This window comes from Kitasatospora sp. NPDC008050 (assembly GCF_042957465.1).
Taxonomy (GTDB): Bacteria; Actinomycetota; Actinomycetes; order Streptomycetales; family Streptomycetaceae; genus Kitasatospora.
Map to the genome: position 1 here is coordinate 41,192 of NZ_JBIBIJ010000012.1, position 16,106 is coordinate 57,297.

Consider the following 16,106-nt stretch of genomic DNA (forward strand, 5'->3'; position numbering starts at 1 on the left):
CCCAGCGGCGGCCGCCCGGAAGCGATCTTCACCCGCGCGACTCACGCATCGTGCGGAGATCGTTGCGGTACGTAGTATCGAACGCATGCGATCAGGCCCCGGAACGTGCGCAGGGGCCGGGATCGAGCGAGAGGAACAAGCACCGTGACAACCCTGTCCGACAGGCAAACCCCACCCTCCACTCCGGCCACCGACTCCCGGCTGCGCGTCGTGCTGCTGCTCGACGTGCACGACGGCCAGGAGCAGCGCTTCCTGGCCGCCTACGAGCAGATCCGCCACCAGGTGGCCAAGGTCCCCGGCCACATCAGCGACCAGCTGTGCCAGTCGCTCGGCAACTCCTCGCAGTGGCTGATCACCAGCGAGTGGGAGAGCGCCGAGCCCTTCCTCAGCTGGGTGGACAGCCCCGCCCACCGCGATGTGGTCGAGCCGCTCCACCAGTGCGTCAGCGACACCCGTTCGCTGCGGTTCGTCATCGCCCGGGAGACCCCCGAGCCGGTGGCCGCCCCGGACGGCGCGCCCCTGCGCAGAACCGCGGCGGTCGCCGCAGGGCGCCGGCCCACGCGCAGCACCGACCCGCTGCCGGCCCCGCCACTGGCCAGCGGCGGCGTGGTGCGCCACGCGCTCACCTTCACGGTCAAGCCCGGCAGCGAACGGGCCGTCGCCGACATCCTCTCGGGCTACCGCTCGCCACGGGCCGAGGTGGACCGCACCACCCGGCTCTGTCGCACCTCGCTCTTCATGCGCGGCAACCGCGTGGTGCGGGCCGTCGAGGTGCAGGGCGACCTCGGCAACGCGTTGCGGCACGTGGCCACGCAGCCCGAGGTGCGGGCCGTCGAGGAGGCGGTCAACCCGTACCTGGAGGAGGCCCGGGACTTCGCCGACCCGGCGTCCACCCGGGCCTTCTTCGCGCGCGCGGCGCTGCCCGCGGTGCACCACACCGGCGGTGAGCCCACCGCGAAAGACCTCACCCGGCTGGCCTTCCTGTACCCCGTGCGCCCCGGCCACGGCGCCGCGGCCGTCCAACTCCTCGCCGAGCAGGACAAGTCGGCGGCCGGGGACGCGGCGCACCCGCTGGCGGCCGGCACGATGTTCCTGCGCGACGGCCTGCTGCTGCGCCTGGTCGACCTGCGGGTGCCCTACCGGCAGGCCCCCGCGCAGGCGGCGGGCCTGGCCCCGGGCAGCGCGCTGACCGCCCTGATCCGCTACCTCGACCTGCCCGCGGACACCGACCTGGAGAGCGCGGCGGGGATCACCCGCTTCCTGGACGACTGTGCCATGGACCTGGTCACCGACCGCAAGGCCCCGTCCCCCGACCCCCAGGCCCCCGGCGCCGCCCCGGCGTCCGCCGCCACCGGAGAGTGACCCGTGAGCGTCAATCCCGCACGCATCGTGCACCTCGACGAGACGCAGCCCAACCGGCGGCGCGGCGGCGACCTGCGCGCCATCCTCACGCCGACCAGCGTGGGCGCCACCAGCGGCTTCATGGGCCTGGCGATCATCCAGCCCGGCGAGCGGATCGGTGAGCACTACCACCCGTACTCCGAGGAGTTCGTCTTCGTCGTCAGCGGCGAGCTGGAGGTGGACCTGGACGGCGCAGCGCACCCGCTGCGGCCCGACCAGGGCCTGATGATCCCGCGCGACGTCCGCCACCGCTTCCGCAACGTGGGCGGCACCGAGGCCCGGATGGTCTTCCACCTGGGGCCGCTGGCGCCCCGCCCCGAACTCGGCCACGTGGACACCGAGGACACCACACAGGTGGCCGGCGCCCTGTCGATGCCGCCCGACCCGACCGGGGCGACGGCGTGATGCGCCGTGTCGCGGTCACCGGCCTCGGTGTGGTGGCCCCCGGCGGGATAGGGGTGCGGGCCTTCTGGGACCTGCTCACGGCCGGCCAGACCGCGACCCGCGGGATCACCCTCTTCGATCCCGCGGGGTTCCGCTCCCGGATCGCGGCCGAGTGCGACTTCGACGCGCTGGCCTGCGGCCTGGAGCCGGAGCGGGCCGAACGCGCCGACCGCTACGTCCAGTTCGCGCTGGCCGCGGCCGCCGAGGCGCTGCGCGACTCGGGGCTCGACCTCGGCGTGCAGGACCCCTGGCGGATCGGCGTCTCGCTGGGCTCGGCCGTCGGCGGCACCACCCGTCTGGAGCACGACTACGTGGCGGTCAGCGCCGGCGGCGGCCGCTGGGACGTGGACCACCAGGGCGCCGGCGCCCACCTGCACCGCGCCTTCTCCCCCAGCGCGCTGGCCTCCGAGGTCGCCGAGGACATCGGCGCGCACGGCCCGGTGCAGACCGTCTCCACCGGGTGCACCTCGGGGCTGGACGCGGTGGGGCACGCCTTCCACGCCATCACCGAGGGCAAGGCGGACATCGTCGTGGCCGGCGCCTCGGACTCGCCGATCTCCCCGATCACGGTCGCCTGCTTCGACGCGATCAAGGCGACCTCCACCCGCAACGACGACCCCGCACACGCCTCGCGCCCCTTCGACGCCGAGCGCGACGGCTTCGTGCTGGGCGAGGGCGCGGCCGTGCTGCTGCTGGAGGAGCTGGAGCATGCCCGCGCCCGCGGCGCGCGGATCTACTGCGAGATCCGCGGCTTCGCCACCTTCGGCAACGCCTACCACATGACCGGCCTCACCCAGGAGGGCCGGGAGATGTCGGAGGCGATCGACCGCGCCCTGGCCGAGGCCCAACTCGACCCCACCGACGTCGACTACGTCAACGCGCACGGCTCGGGCACCAAGCAGAACGACCGGCACGAGACGGCGGCCGTCAAGCGCTCGCTGGGCGCGCACGCCTACACCGTGCCGATGAGCTCGATCAAGTCGATGGTCGGGCACTCGCTGGGCGCCATCGGCGCGATCGAACTGGCCGCCTGCGCCCTGGCACTGACCCACGGAGTGGTGCCGCCGACCGCCAACTACGAGACGCCGGACGCGGAGTGCGACCTCGACTACGTGCCGCGCACCGCCCGCGCCGCGCACCTGCGCACCGTGCTCTCGGTCGGCAGCGGCTTCGGCGGCTTCCAGTCCGCGGTGGTGCTCACCCGCGCCGACGGGAGGACGGAATGACCAGATCACGCGGCCCCGAGCCGGCACTGAACGACCGTCAGGTGGTGGTCACGGGCCTGGGCGTGGTCGCACCCAGCGGGGTCGGCACCGACGCCTTCTGGAAGGCGGTGCTGCAGGGCACCGCCGTGCTCGGCCCGGTCTCCCGGGAGGGCTGCACCCACCTGCCGCTGCGGGTGGCCGGCGAGGTCCGCGGCTTCGACCCCGCCGGGCTGATCGAGAACCGCTTCCTGGTGCAGACCGACCGGTTCACCCACTTCGCCATGGCCGCGGCCGAACTCGCCCTGGAGGACGCCCAGCTGGCGAAGGACCCGCAGGCGCCGTTCGGCATCGGCGTGGTGACGGCGGCGGGCTCCGGCGGCGGCGAGTTCGGCCAGGGCGAGCTGCAGAACCTGTGGGGACAGGGGCCGCACTTCGTGGGCCCCTACCAGTCCATCGCCTGGTTCTACGCCGCCAGCACCGGCCAGATCTCCATCCGCGGCGGCTTCCAGGGACCGTGCGGCGTGCTGGCCAACGACGAGGCCGGTGGCCTCGACGTCTTCGCACACGCCTGCCGGACCATCCGGCACGGCACGGACGCGGTGGTGGCCGGCGCCACCGAGGCGCCGCTGGCCCCCTACTCGGTGGTCTGCCAGCTCGGCTACCCGGAGCTCAGCCTGGCCGCGGAACCGCACCGGGCCTATCTGCCGTTCACCGACGACGCCTGCGGCTTCTCCCCGGCCGAGGGCGGCGCGATGTTCGTCGTCGAGGAGGCGGGAGCGGCACACCGGCGCGGCGCCCGGGTCCGGGCCGTGGTGGCCGGCCATGCCGCCACCTTCACCGGCACCGCCGGCTGGGAGGCCTCCCGGCAGGGCCTGGCGCGGGCGATCCAGGGCGCGCTGGACGAGGCGGGCTGCGCGCCCCACGAGGTCGACGTGGTCTTCGCCGACGCCCTCGGCGTCCCCTCCGCGGACCAGGCCGAGGCGCTGGCGATCGCCGACGCACTGGGCCCGCACGGCGCCGAGGTCCCGGTGACCGCGCCCAAGACCGGCTACGGCCGGGCCTATTCGGCCGCCTCGGCGCTGGATGTGGCCACCGCGGTGCTCGCCCTGGAGCACGGCCTGGTGCCTCCGACGCCGAACATCACCGAGGTGCGGCACGACCTCGACCTGGTCACCGGGCATGCCCGCAAGCTGCCGCTGCGTACCGCGCTGGTGCTCAGCCGCGGCCTGATGGGCTGCAACTCGGCGCTGGTGCTGCGGCGCGGTACCGACGACCGTCCGTGATCCTTCCCCACCCGCAACTCCCGTCCACCCGAAGGAGATCAAGATGAACGGCCCCGTGACCTTCGAAGAACTCGCCTCGCTCATGAAGGGCCGGGCCGGACTGTCGGTCGACGCCGCCGACCTGGAGCGCCAACCCGACACGCTCTTCGAGCAGTTCGGGCTCGACTCGCTCGGGCTGCTGGGCATCGTGTCCGAGCTGGAGAACCGCTACGGGAAGCCGATCGGCAACGAGCCGGAGAGCTGCAAGACCCCCGAGGACTTCCTCACCCTCGTCAACGACCAACTCACCGCTGGAGCCTGAGATGACCGGACACACCGAGAACGAGATCCTGATCGCCGCACCCGTCGCCCTGACCTGGGACCTGACCAACGACCTCGAAGGCTGGCCGCAGCTGTTCAGCGAGTACGCCTCCGTCGAGGTGCTCGACCGGCAGGGCGAGAAGGTCACCTTCCGGCTGACCATGCACCCCGACGAGAACGGCCAGGTGTGGAGCTGGGTCTCCGAGCGGGAGACCCACCGCCCCTCGCTCACCGTGAAGGCGCGTCGGGTGGAGACCGGCCCGTTCGAGCACATGAACATCCGCTGGGAGTACCGGGAGGTCGACGGCGGCACCGCGATGCGCTGGATCCAGGACTTCGCGATGAAGCCCACCGCGCCGGTGGACGACACCAAGATGACCGACCACATCAACCGCAACTCCAAGATCCAGATGGAGCTCATCCGCGACAAGGTCGAGCGGCACGCCCGCGAGACCGGCCGCGGCGCCCCGGCCGCCCTGCCCAACTGAGCCCGCCCAGCCATCACGAAAGGACGCGACCCATGCACCGCGCTCTGATCGTCGCCCGGATGAAGCCCGGCGCGGCCACCGACATCGCCAGGACCTTCGCCGACTCCGACCGCGGCGAACTGCCCGAGCTGATCGGGGTGACCGGCCGCAGCCTGTTCCAGTTCGGCGACCTGTACCTGCACCTGATCGAGGCCGAGCGCCCCCCGGGCCCCGAAGTGGCCAAGCTGACCGGCCACCCGGAGTTCCGCGACGTCAGCGAGCGGCTCGCCGCCTACGTCCAGGCCTACGACCCGCAGACCTGGCGGGAGCCCAAGGACGCCATGGCCCGCGAGTTCTACCGCTGGGAGCGCGGCATCACCGCGTGAAGATCCGCCGGACAGGCCCGCGCAGCGCCCGGCGGTAGCGGACGCACAGGCTGGAAGGAAACCCCATGGTCGAGGTGGAGAACCCGGCGGCCGACCAGGCGCCCTCCTGGGTGCGGTGCGAGCGCTGCGTCACTCTCATCTACGGCAAGCGCTTCAGCCGGGCGCTGCGCGTGTGCCCCGACTGCGGGTCGCACGCCAGGCTCACCGCGCGCGAGCGGCTGGACCAGCTGCTCGATCCGGGCTCGGCACAGCCGCTCGACCACGTCGACTGCGTCAGCGACCCGCTCGGCTTCGCCGACACCCGGCCGTACCCGGAGCGGCTGCTGGACGCCCGGACCACGACCGGGCTGCGGGAGGCGGTGCTCTGCGTGCAGGGCACCATCGAGGGCCACCCGGTGGTGGCCGCCGCGATGGACTTCCGCTTCCTCGGCGGCAGTCTGGGCTGCGGGGTCGGCGCGCTGATCACCGAGGCCGCCCGGACCAGCCTGCGGCTGCGGATCCCGCTGCTGCTGGTCACCGCCTCCGGCGGGGCCCGGATGCAGGAGGGCGTGCTGTCGCTGATGCAGATGGCCAAGACCTCCCAGGCGCTGGCCGAACTCGACGAGGCCGGCATCCTGGTGGTGTCGCTGGTCACCGACCCGACCTACGGGGGCGTGGCCGCCTCGTTCGCCACCCTCGCGGACGTGATCATCGCCGAGCCGGGCGCGCGGCTGGGCTTCGCCGGGCCGCGGGTGATCGAGCAGACCATCGGCGAGAGCCTGCCGGCCGGCTTCCAGACCGCGGAGTTCCTGCTGCGCAACGGGCTCGTCGACGGTGTGGTGCCGAGGGCCGCGCTGCGCGCCACGCTGGCGCAGCTGCTCAGCCTGCAGTCCGCGCGGGACGACACCCCGGCCACCGCACAGGCCCCGGACAGCCCGGCAGCCGACACCCCAGGAGCGGACGCCCCGGACACCGCCGGCCCGGGTGGGCCGAGCGGCCGGATCCTGCGCAGCGCCGAGGAGTTGCCGACGAGCGACGCCTGGACCACCGTGCGGCTCGCCCGCCATCCCGAGCGGCCCACCACGCTCGACTACGCCGCGCACCTGCTGGACGGCTTCCGTGAACTGCACGGCGACCGGATCTCGGAGGACTGCTCGGCCGTCGTCGGCGGCCCCGGCCGGCTCAACGGACGGCCCGTCATGCTGATCGGGCACCAGAAGGGCGGCAACGACCTGGTCGAGCGCCAGCGCCGCAAGTTCGGCATGCCGAGCCCCGGCGGCTACCGCAAGGCGGCCCGGCTGATGCGGATGGCGGCCAAACTCGGCCTGCCGGTGGTCACACTGATCGACACCCCGGGCGCCAACCCCGGCCCGGACGCGGAGCGCGGCGGCCAGGCGGTCGCCATCGCGGAGAACCTGCGCCTGATGGCCCGGCTGCCGGTGCCGATCGTCGCCGTGGTCACCGGCGAGGGCGGCAGCGGCGGCGCGCTCGCGCTGGCCGTCGCCAACCGGGTGCTGATCTGCGCCAACGGGATCTACTCGGTGATCAGTCCGGAGGGCTGCGCCGCCATTCTGTGGAAGGACGCACAGGCGGCGCCAACCGCGGCGGCGGCTCTGCGCGTCGATGCGGGGGAACTGCTGCGCCTCGGTATCGTCGACGGTGTCGTGCCGGAGCCACCGGGTGGTGCGCACACCGACCATCTGCAGGCCGCCGCCCTGTTGGGCAACGCGGTGACCGCCGCCCTGGACGAGCTGAAGCCGTGGGAGCCGCAGCGACTGCTGAGCGAACGCCGCGACCGCTTCCACCGCTTCGGACTCGACAGCGGCCTGAGTGCTGAAGGAGGGGCCCGGTGAAGCCGGACCGTGTGGAGTGGGAACGCCGTGAGCTCGCCCGCCGCGAGGAGGACCGCCTCAGGCTGGACCCCGAGGACGGACGACACGTGGGCCAGGGTGCGAACGGCACGCGGGCCGAGCGCCCGGCGCCGGCCCCCGGCGAGCTGCTGGACGCGGTCTGCCGCAACGTCGCCCAACTGGCCAAGGCCGCACCGGCGACGCCGCGGCGGATCCGGATAAGGGACGGGCAGACCAGTGTCGAGGTCGAGTGGCCCGACCCGGTCGACCCGGCGCAGCGCGCGGGCCACGCGCCCGCCGGCGAGCTGCCCGGCGGCCCGGCGGTGGAGGAGCAGGACGACCTCGCCTACGTCCGCGCCCCGATGGTCGGCACCTTCTACCACGCCAGCTCACCGGAGGCGCCGCCGTTCGTCAGCATCGGCGACCTGGTCCAGCCCGGCCAGCCGGTGGGGGTCCTGGAGGCGATGAAGATGATGAGCACCATCACCTCCACCGTCGGCGGGCGGGTGGTCGAGCTGGTCACGCCGAACGGCCGGCCGGTGGAGTTCGATCAGCGCCTGATCGCACTCGAACCCGTCACCGCCGAGGAGGACTAGGGCTTGTCAGACGGGCCCGAAGGCTTGTGCGACAAGCCCTCGGGCCTTCCGGCGTACGTCCGCGCCCCAGGCCGTCCCGAGCACCGAGGTGATCTCCATGTTCTCAACCGTTCTCATCGCCAACCGTGGGGAGATCGCGCTGCGGGTGGCCCGCGCCTGCCGCGAACTCGGCATCCGGACGGTGGCGGTGTACTCGACCGTGGACCGCGACTCGGCCGTGGTCCGCTTCGCGGACGAGGCGGTGCACATCGGTCCGCCGCCCGCGAGGGCGAGCTACCTGAGCGTTCCCGCGATCATCGAGGCGGCGCTGCAGACCGGGGCGCAGGCCATCCACCCCGGGTACGGCTTCCTGTCGGAGGATCCCGACTTCGCGGAGATCTGCGAGGCCAACGGCATCGTCTTCATCGGCCCGCCCGCGCACGTGATGCAGCAGCTCGGCGACAAGGCGGTGGCCCGGGCCCTGATGGCCCGGGCCGGACTGCCCGTCCTGCCCGGCAGCACCGATGCGCTGACCTCCTCGGCCGAGGCCAAGGAACTGGCCCAGCAGGTCGGTTATCCGGTGATCCTCAAGGCGGTCGCGGGCGGCGGCGGTCGCGGCATGGCCGTGGTGGAGGACGCCGACGGCCTGCGGCTGGCCTATGTCGAGACCCAGGCCCACGCGCGGGCGGTCTTCGGCGACGACCGTCTCTACCTGGAGCGGTTCGTCCAGGACGCGCGCCATGTGGAGGTGCAGGTGCTGTGCGACCGGCACGGCTCGGTGATCCACCTGGGCGAGCGCGACTGCTCGGTGCAGCGCCGGCACCAGAAGCTCATCGAGGAGGCCCCGGCGCCCGAGCTGCCGACCGAGCTGCGCGAGGCGATGTGGGCGGCCGCGGTGCGCGGCGCCGCCGCGGTGGGCTTCGTCGGGGCCGGCACCTTCGAGTTCGTCCTGACGCCGGATCACGAGTTCTACCTGATGGAGATCAACTGCCGCCTGCAGGTGGAACATCCGATCACCGAGCTGGTGACCGGGGTGGACATCGTGCGCGAGCAGATCGCCATCGCCGCGGGCCTGCCGCTGTCGGTGCGTCAGGACGAGGTCCGCACCCGGGGCGTGGCGCTGGAGTGCCGGGTCAACGCCGAGGACCCGGCCCGCGACTTCGCGCCCGCGCCGGGCCTGCTCACCGAGTTCGTGCCGCCCGGCGGCCCCTTCGTGCGGATCGACACGCACGCCTACCCCGGCTGGCGGGTCGGCCCCGACTACGACTCGCTGCTCGCCAAGGCCGCCGTCTGGGCCCCGGACCGCGAACAGGCGATCGTCAGGATGGACCGGGTGCTGGAGGAGTTCCGGGTGGCCGGCCCCGGCGTGCGGACCACCATCGGCTTCCTGCGCGACACCCTCGCGCACCCGCTCTTCCAGACCGCCCGGCACACCACCGGATTGGTCGCCACGATGTCCGAGGAGCAGCAGCAGGCCCTCGCCACCCCGGTACCGGCCCCCGCTCCCGTCACGGCCGGCTGACCACCTCCCCGCAGCCCCCGGAGACGACGGCCACGCACAGCACCGCGCCGGCAGCGAGATCGCTGCCGGCGCCGTGCTGTGCGTGCCGCTGGGCCGTCAGCCCGAGACGGTGCAGTCGAAGGCATGCAGGTAGGCGTTGACCGGGCGGATGTCGCCGACGGCCAGGCCGGCCTCCGTCATCAGGGTGACCAGGCTGTCCTTGGAGTGCTTGGCACCGCCCACGTTGAGCAGCAGGAGCAGGTCCATGGCGGTGGTGAACCGCATCGAGGGGCTGTCGTCGACCAGGTTCTCGATCACCAGGACCCGGGCGCCCGGCCGGGCCGCCGCCACCACGTTGCGCAGCGTACGGCGGGTGCTGTCGTCGTCCCACTCCAGGATGTTCTTGATGATGTACAGGTCGGCCTGGATCGGGACCGCGCTGCGGCAGTCGCCCGCCAGCAACCGGACCCGCGAGGCGAGCGCGCCGTCCTCGCGCAGCCGCGGATCGGCGTTCGCCACCACGGTGGGCAGGTCGAGCAGCGTGCCGTGCAGGTGCGGGTAGCGCTCCAGCAGACTGGCCAGCACGTGGCCCTGACCACCGCCGATGTCCACCACCGACTCGACCCCCACCAGGTCGACGAAGCGCGCGATGTCGTCGGCCGACTGGCGGCTGGAGTGGGTCATCGCCTTGTCGAACACCCGGGCGGTGTCCGCCGCGTCGTCGTGCAGGTAGTCGAAGAACTCCTTGCCGTACAGGTCGGGGAAGACGCTCTCGCCGGACCGGACCGCCTCGTCCAGCCGCGGCCAGGCCTCCCAGGTCCACGGGGCGGTGCACCACAGTGCGATGTACCGCAGGCTGTTGGGGGCGTCCTCCTGGAGCAGCCGGGACATCTCGGTGTGGACGAAGCGGCCGTCCCCGGTCTCGGCGAAGATGCCGTAGCAGGACAGGGCGCGCAGCAGCCGGGCGAGCGGACCCGGCTCGATCCCCAGCGCCGTGGCCAGCTCGTGGGCCGTGGCCGGGGTCTCGCCGAGTGCGTCGGCGACGCGCAGTCCGGCCGCTGCCCGCACGGCCGCCGCGCAGGCCGCGCCGAAGACGAGCTCACGCAGCCGCATGGCCGCCGGGGCGGCGGCCGAGGAACTGGGTGCGGTGCTGGGCGTGGTGGAAGTGGAAGATGCGGTGGTCATAAGCGCCGCCGTTCTCTCGATGGGGTTGGGGAGGCTGGGGCCCGGTCCGTCGGCTGCCGACCGCTCAGCACCGGCCCGCGGGCTCGGAGAGCCGGCAGGTGTTGCCGGTGAAGCTGTTGTCGGGGCCGCCGTCGCGGTCGGCGAGGTCGGCGGTCCCGTTGCCCTCGGCCGTGTTGGCGCTGATGGTGTTGTTCGCGCTCAGGCCGCCGACGTAGCTGCGGAAGAGCACGATGCCGCCGGACAGCGGCGAGGCGCCGACGTTGTCCATGACCTCGTTGCCGGTCACCCGGGTCTGCTCCACACCGGTCAGCACGATGCCGGTGCCCTGGATGTAGGGCAGGCGGTCGCTCGGCGGGCAGTACTGGTTGTTCCGGTTCACCTTGTTCTGCCGCACGGTCAGATCGCCCGCGCGGGGCCTGCCGTCGTCGCCCACGACGAAGACGCCGCCGCAGTTGCCGGTGATGGTGTTGTGCTCGACGACCAGGTCGCGCAGCCGCCGGACCACCACCCCGATCCGGTTGCCGGTCAACCGGTTGCCGCTGACCTCGGCCCCCTCGGTGTCGATCGCCCCGCCCTTGCCGTCGGCGATGTTCGCCAGGAAGATGCCGGACTGCCCGTTGCCCCTGGACTCGTTGTCCTGGAACCGGCCCCGGATCGACTTCTCCTGGCTGATGCCCTGCTCGCCGTTGTTCTCGGCCAGCACATGGCGCACGGTCATCCCCTCGGTCTGCGAGGCCGAGAGGCCGTTCTTCGGGAAGCCGGAGACGGTGAGCGACTCGATCCGCACACCGGTGAGGCGGGCTCCCTGCGCGCCGGTGACGCAGATGCCGTGGCCGGCCTGGGCACACGCGGCGGCGGAGCCGTTGGCGACGGCCGGACCCCGGGTGATCACGCTCAGGGCGCCCGTGCCCCGCAGGGTCAGGTCGGAGGTGGTGATCTGGACGCTCTCGCGGTAGGTGCCGGGCAGCACGAGGACGGTGTCCCCCGGCCGGGCACTGTCCACGGCCTGCTGGATCGACTGGCCCGAATGGACGGTATGGACCGCATGGGCGGTGCGTGCGGTGTGCGCGGGGTTGCCTGCTCGGTCGCTGACGACGGCGGTATGCATCGCGCCGGCATGGGCGGGCGTCGCGGCCCCCAGCCCCAGCAGAAGGCCGGCGGTCGCGCCCGCCACTTGGCGAGCCCGTCGTGTGGGCATGGTCCCAACCTGCTTTCCAGGACCCCGGCAAGGAGTTTCCGTGCTCAGCGGCGGACCGGATGGCAGTCCGTCGGCGACGCCGCGCTCGGCGCCCGGCTGCGCGTGTCCGTTGAGTCGAAGCTATGGGCGCGGGTCACCGCCCGCCACTTCTGCTCACTCTCCGGTGTCTGACGAAGCGTCGCGCCGCGCGACCGGCCGGGAAACCCCGTACCGAGAACTCCGGGCCGGGCTGCCGAGGAGGCTGCCCGGCCCGGAGCCCGGGTTCGTGTCGGACGGGCCCTACGCGGCCGGGTCACCGCCGGGGCGGCGGCGCAGGCCGAAGAAGGCCGCGGCTCCCAGACCGAGGGCGCCGACCACCAGGCCGGCGATGCCCAGCCCCCGCGCCGTCGAGTCGTCGGCCGAGGCGCTCCTGACCGGAGCGGCCGGGGCGGCGGAGGTGTCCGGGTCGGCCGCGGCGGCGGTCAGCTTGAGGGTCGGGGCCGGGTGGTCGGGCTCCGGCTGGCCGGGCTGGGAGGTGTCGATCCAGCGGACGACGGTGCCGTTGGAGTAGGTCTGCAGCGCCTTGAAGACCAACTGGTCGGTGTCCGAGGGCAGCTGGCCGAAGTCCAGGGTGAAGTCCTGGTAGTGCCCGGGCGCGATGCTCCCGCCGCTCCAGGTCACCTCGGAGACCACGTCGGTGATGTCGCCGTCGTCGGTCTTGATCGGGGTGGTCAGCTTGGTGGTCTGGATCTGGTCCGTCCAGCCCGGCACCGGGGCGATCAGCGCCGAGGCGATCGGGTGGTCGGTCGGGAAGTAGAGCTCGACCTTGACGGTGCTGGCGGTGTCGTCCTCGTTGGGCACCCGGAACGCGAAGCTCTGGTCGGCCGCGCCCTTGGGGGCAGCGGACGGCTGGACGGTGACGTGGGCGGCGGCCGGGCCGGCGACGAGCAGGACGGTCGCGGCGGCCAGCGCGGCAGCGGCGGCGGCCCGGCGCGGCAGCCCGGCGGGCCGGGCGGACCTGGGCGCGCGGGTGGTCGTAGACATGGTTCGGTGTTCTCCATCCGAAGGAGGGCGCGCGCGGGGCGGGCCCGGGTTGGCGACGAGACGCGGGGCCTGCCGAAGGGCCGCGCGTACGCGCCGATCGGGTCAGGCCGGGAACACCGCCGCCGGTGGGCCGCGCCGGATCACCGAGTGCCGCAGCCGGGGCGTGGCGCGCAGCTCGCGGCCGCCGCCGTCGCGGTCCAGCCGGGCGATCCAGGCCGACGCGGGGGCGGCCGCTCGCCACGGGCCCGACGGCAGCGCGGTGCGCAGCACGGCCTGTTGGACGAAGGCCGCGGCCGCCCGGGCCGACCGGCGCAGCAGCCGCGCCAGCCGGGCCAGCCTGACCAGGCGCCAGATCGCCGCCTCGCCGCGCCGCAGCCACCAGCCCGCCGCCAGCGCGGCGGCCAGGTGCGCGGTGGCCATGGCCGGGCTGAGCCCCAGCAGCACCGGGTGCGTCCAGAGGGCGAGGTGCGGCGCGGCGGCCGCCAGGTGCGGGGGCGGCGGCGCGGGCATCCGCATCCCGGGCATCCGCATCCCGCCCATCGGCGGGCCGGCCGGAGTGCTGGGGCCGGTGCTGGTGCCGTGGGCGGGCCAGAGGTGGAAGAGCGTGTGCAGCGCCGCCTCGGCCCCGGTGAGCCCGCCGCAGATCGCCCGCAACGACCGCTCGCGGCCGCCCTGGGCGAGCGCGAACGCGCCGACACCGACCCAGCCGACCAGCAGGGCGGCCACCGGTACCGGGCACCCCGAGGCCAGCACGTGCCCGGCGCCCGAGAGCACGACACCGAGCGTCGCGAAGACCGCCGCGCGCAGGACCCGCAGGTCGACGGCGGCAGGGCGCACGGGTGCGCGCACGGGCGTGGCGGGCGGGAGGACGGGCATGGTGCGGACATCCTGCCAGCCCAGTCTTCGAGCACCGAGCACGGGGCGCTCCTTCCGGGCCGGCAGCGAAGCGTGGCCTACCCCCGGGCCGACGGCGGGAAACGCGGATCAGTCGGCGGCGGCTCCGCGCTGGGCGCGGTGGGCGGCCACCCGGACCCGGGTGGCGCAGCGGGTGGAGCAGTAGCGCTGCGGGGTGCGGCGGCCGGTGTCGATGAAGTAGTGCTCACAGTCGGGCGCGGCGCACCGGCCCCAGGCGCAGCCGCCGCGTTCGCTGAACCAGAGCCCCAGGGCCAGCGCGGCGGTGGAGAGCAGCCAGGGGGCGGGGCCGGCGCTCCGGTCCGCCTGGGCGTGCAGCGACCAGGGGCGGCCGGGGAGCCGGACCAGGTGCGGCCGGGCCGGGTGGCGGCCGAGCAGGGCGTTGATCGCCTCGGCTGCCGCGTCCGGATCCGTGGTGGCCAGGATGCCGATCAACTCGCCGGTGGCTTCGCACAGTTGGCCGGCCTCGGCCTCGGTGAGCCGGAACGGCGGGCCGCCATGGCGGGCCAGCAGGTCCATCAGGTCCGCCGCGCCGACCCGGGTACCGTCCTGGACCGCGTTGGCGAGTTCGACGATGAAGTGCAGGCCTCGGGGGTTGGCGTCGGTGAGGTTCTCGGGCACGGCTTCGTCCCTCCGGTCGGGGCGGCGGCTGGGCGACACCTCCATGGTAACGTCAAAATGACATGTTAGACGTTACTACCTTGGAGAGCCATGCAGCCACCGACGACCCCGGTGACGACGACCCCGGTACTGATCGTGGGCGGTGGGCCGGTGGGGCTGACCCTGTCGATCCTGCTGTCCGCGCAAGGCGTGGACCATCTGCTGGTCGAAGCACGCACGGACACCTCGCCGCATCCCAAGGCCCGTGGGATCTCCGCTCGTTCGATGGAGATCTTCCGGCGCTGCGGGCTGGAGGCGGCGATCCGCGAGCTCGCGCTCCCCGCCTCGCAGGTCTCCTTCTACCGCGGCCGGAACCTGGTGGATCCGGACTTCGTGCGCACCGGGGTAGCGGCTGACAGGTCCGGGGCCGACCCGGTGGACGGGCCCGAGCACACCCCCTCGCCCGGGCTGGTCTGCTCCCAGGACCTGCTGGAGCCACTGCTGCTGCGCCGGGCCCGCGAGCTGTCGGCCGACCGGATCCGGCTCGGCGTGCGCCTGCTCTCCTTCGAGCAGGCGGCGGACCAGGGAGCGGGCCCGGGCGTGCGCGCCGTCCTGCGGGACCGGGACGGCGGCGAGCCCTACCCGGTGACCGCCGACTGGCTCATCGGCTGCGACGGCGCGGCGAGCACCGTGCGCACCGGCGCCGGCCTGGCCATGGCAGGGCCGACCGACCTGCGGCACTTCCTCAGCATCCGCTTCGACGCACCGCTCGGCGCGGTGGTGGCCGATCGGGCCAGCACCTCGTACTTCCTCACCCCGCCCGGGCTGGGCGGCTTCCTCGCGATCGACAACGACCGCCGGTGGATCTACCAGTACCCGTTCGACCCCGGCCGCCCCGGGCCGCACGAGGACCTCACCGACCACCGCCGGCTGGCCGACCTCGTCCGCTCGATGGCCGGCCTGCCCGAGCTGGACGTCACGATCCGCTCCACCATGACCTGGCGGATGGACGCCCAACTGGCCACCGCCTACCGCCGCGGCCGCGTCCTGCTGGCCGGCGACGCGGCCCATGTCACCCCGCCCACCGGCGGCCACGGCATGAACACCGGGATCGGCGACGCGGACAACCTGGCCTGGAAGCTGGCCGCCGTCACCGCCGGCCGCGGCACCCCGGCGCTCCTGGACAGCTTCCAGGCCGAGCGCCGGCCCCTGGCGCGGCAGGTCATCGAGCTGTCGAGCGAGAACGCCCAGGCCCGGGCCGGCGGCTACCGGATGGACGACGAGCTGCTGCTCACCGCCGTCTACCGGTCCGGCGCCGTGATCGCCGAGGAGGGTTTTGAGGACCGCGGGCAGCAGACCCAAGGCGCCGCGGCACGGCCGCCGTTGGAGCCCACCGGCTACCGTCCCAGCGGTGCGCCCGGACACCGGCTGCCGCACGCGCGGCTCGGCGGCCCGGCCGGCGTCGGCTCCACGCTCGACCTGGTGGGCCCCGGCTTCGTCCTGCTCACAGCGCGGGACGACCCGGCCTGGCGGCAGCAGGCCGACGCCGCGGCGGCGGGCGGACACCCGGTCACCGTGCACGCCCTCGACGGCGGGCCGCTGCGCGAGGCGGTGCCGGGCACGGTCGGCGAGCTCTGCGACCTCCCGGCGGCCGGGGCCGTGCTGGTCCGCCCCGACGGTCACATCGGCTGGCGGGCCGCCCGGCCGTCCCGCCCCGGCGAGCTGCTGGACGTGCTGCGCCGCATCCTCGGGTCGTAGGGCTTGTCCGACGGCCCGTCCGGGTGCTCGGCGCTCACG

At 73.9% G+C, this 16,106-nt stretch carries 16 protein-coding genes; 11 read left to right on the forward strand and 5 right to left on the reverse strand.

Annotated features, from left to right (window positions below; all coding sequences use genetic code 11):
• The first annotated feature begins 144 nt into the window (after positions 1-144).
• The 10 genes from ACFZB9_RS23330 to ACFZB9_RS23375 all read left to right on the forward strand — a co-directional run bounded on the left by ACFZB9_RS23330 (position 145) and on the right by ACFZB9_RS23375 (position 9,412).
• Positions 145-1,362: a SchA/CurD-like domain-containing protein gene (locus ACFZB9_RS23330; protein WP_391450033.1), complete on the forward strand. Its 1,218-nt coding sequence runs from the start codon at positions 145-147 to the stop codon at positions 1,360-1,362.
• Between the two features lie 3 nt (positions 1,363-1,365).
• Entirely contained in the window at positions 1,366-1,806 is a 441-nt protein-coding gene (locus ACFZB9_RS23335) for a cupin domain-containing protein (protein ID WP_391450035.1), read from the forward strand.
• On the forward strand, positions 1,803-3,071 hold the full coding sequence (locus ACFZB9_RS23340; protein WP_391450037.1) for a beta-ketoacyl-[acyl-carrier-protein] synthase family protein: 1,269 nt from the start codon (positions 1,803-1,805) through the stop codon (positions 3,069-3,071). The genes ACFZB9_RS23335 and ACFZB9_RS23340 overlap by 4 nt, the downstream gene beginning before the upstream one ends.
• Positions 3,068-4,333: a beta-ketoacyl synthase N-terminal-like domain-containing protein gene (locus tag ACFZB9_RS23345; protein WP_391450038.1), complete on the forward strand. Its 1,266-nt coding sequence runs from the start codon at positions 3,068-3,070 to the stop codon at positions 4,331-4,333. Before ACFZB9_RS23340 ends, ACFZB9_RS23345 begins: the two co-directional genes overlap by 4 nt.
• Before the next feature lie 43 nt (positions 4,334-4,376).
• A complete protein-coding gene (locus tag ACFZB9_RS23350; RefSeq protein ID WP_391450039.1) occupies positions 4,377-4,634 on the forward strand; it encodes an acyl carrier protein in 258 nt (85 codons plus the stop codon).
• 1 nt (position 4,635) lies between these two features.
• Complete coding sequence (locus tag ACFZB9_RS23355) at positions 4,636-5,121, forward strand: SRPBCC family protein (protein WP_391450041.1); 486 nt, start codon at positions 4,636-4,638, stop codon at positions 5,119-5,121.
• A gap of 32 nt (positions 5,122-5,153) precedes the next feature.
• Positions 5,154-5,486 (forward strand): TcmI family type II polyketide cyclase, encoded by a 333-nt coding sequence (locus tag ACFZB9_RS23360; protein ID WP_391450042.1) that lies wholly within the window; start codon positions 5,154-5,156, stop codon positions 5,484-5,486.
• A 65-nt stretch (positions 5,487-5,551) separates the two neighbouring features.
• Complete coding sequence (gene accD, locus ACFZB9_RS23365; RefSeq protein WP_391450044.1) at positions 5,552-7,318, forward strand: acetyl-CoA carboxylase, carboxyltransferase subunit beta; 1,767 nt, start codon at positions 5,552-5,554, stop codon at positions 7,316-7,318.
• Positions 7,315-7,911: an acetyl-CoA carboxylase biotin carboxyl carrier protein gene (locus ACFZB9_RS23370; protein WP_391450046.1), complete on the forward strand. Its 597-nt coding sequence runs from the start codon at positions 7,315-7,317 to the stop codon at positions 7,909-7,911. The genes accD and ACFZB9_RS23370 overlap by 4 nt, the downstream gene beginning before the upstream one ends.
• 97 nt (positions 7,912-8,008) lie before the next feature.
• Positions 8,009-9,412: an acetyl/propionyl/methylcrotonyl-CoA carboxylase subunit alpha gene (locus ACFZB9_RS23375; RefSeq protein WP_391450048.1), complete on the forward strand. Its 1,404-nt coding sequence runs from the start codon at positions 8,009-8,011 to the stop codon at positions 9,410-9,412.
• Positions 9,413-9,508: 96 nt separating this feature from the next.
• Here ACFZB9_RS23375 and ACFZB9_RS23380 read toward each other — a convergent pair whose 3' ends face one another.
• From ACFZB9_RS23380 to ACFZB9_RS23400, 5 genes are all read right to left on the reverse strand, one after another.
• Positions 9,509-10,576, reverse strand: coding sequence for a methyltransferase (locus ACFZB9_RS23380; protein ID WP_391450050.1), 1,068 nt, complete (start codon positions 10,574-10,576; stop codon positions 9,509-9,511).
• Between the two features lie 64 nt (positions 10,577-10,640).
• Positions 10,641-11,774, reverse strand: a complete 1,134-nt coding sequence (locus ACFZB9_RS23385; protein ID WP_391450051.1) for a nitrous oxide reductase family maturation protein NosD — start codon at positions 11,772-11,774, stop codon at positions 10,641-10,643.
• A 279-nt stretch (positions 11,775-12,053) separates the two neighbouring features.
• A complete protein-coding gene (locus tag ACFZB9_RS23390) occupies positions 12,054-12,797 on the reverse strand; it encodes a YcnI family protein (RefSeq protein WP_391450053.1) in 744 nt (247 codons plus the stop codon).
• A 102-nt stretch (positions 12,798-12,899) separates the two neighbouring features.
• Positions 12,900-13,673: a hypothetical protein gene (locus ACFZB9_RS23395; RefSeq protein WP_391450055.1), complete on the reverse strand. Its 774-nt coding sequence runs from the start codon at positions 13,671-13,673 to the stop codon at positions 12,900-12,902.
• Between the two features lie 108 nt (positions 13,674-13,781).
• Positions 13,782-14,330: a CGNR zinc finger domain-containing protein gene (locus ACFZB9_RS23400; RefSeq protein WP_391450057.1), complete on the reverse strand. Its 549-nt coding sequence runs from the start codon at positions 14,328-14,330 to the stop codon at positions 13,782-13,784.
• A 90-nt stretch (positions 14,331-14,420) separates the two neighbouring features.
• Here ACFZB9_RS23400 and ACFZB9_RS23405 point away from each other — a divergent pair, with 90 nt between their 5' ends.
• Positions 14,421-16,067: an FAD-dependent monooxygenase gene (locus ACFZB9_RS23405; RefSeq protein WP_391450059.1), complete on the forward strand. Its 1,647-nt coding sequence runs from the start codon at positions 14,421-14,423 to the stop codon at positions 16,065-16,067.
• The last annotated feature ends 39 nt before the right edge of the window (positions 16,068-16,106 follow it).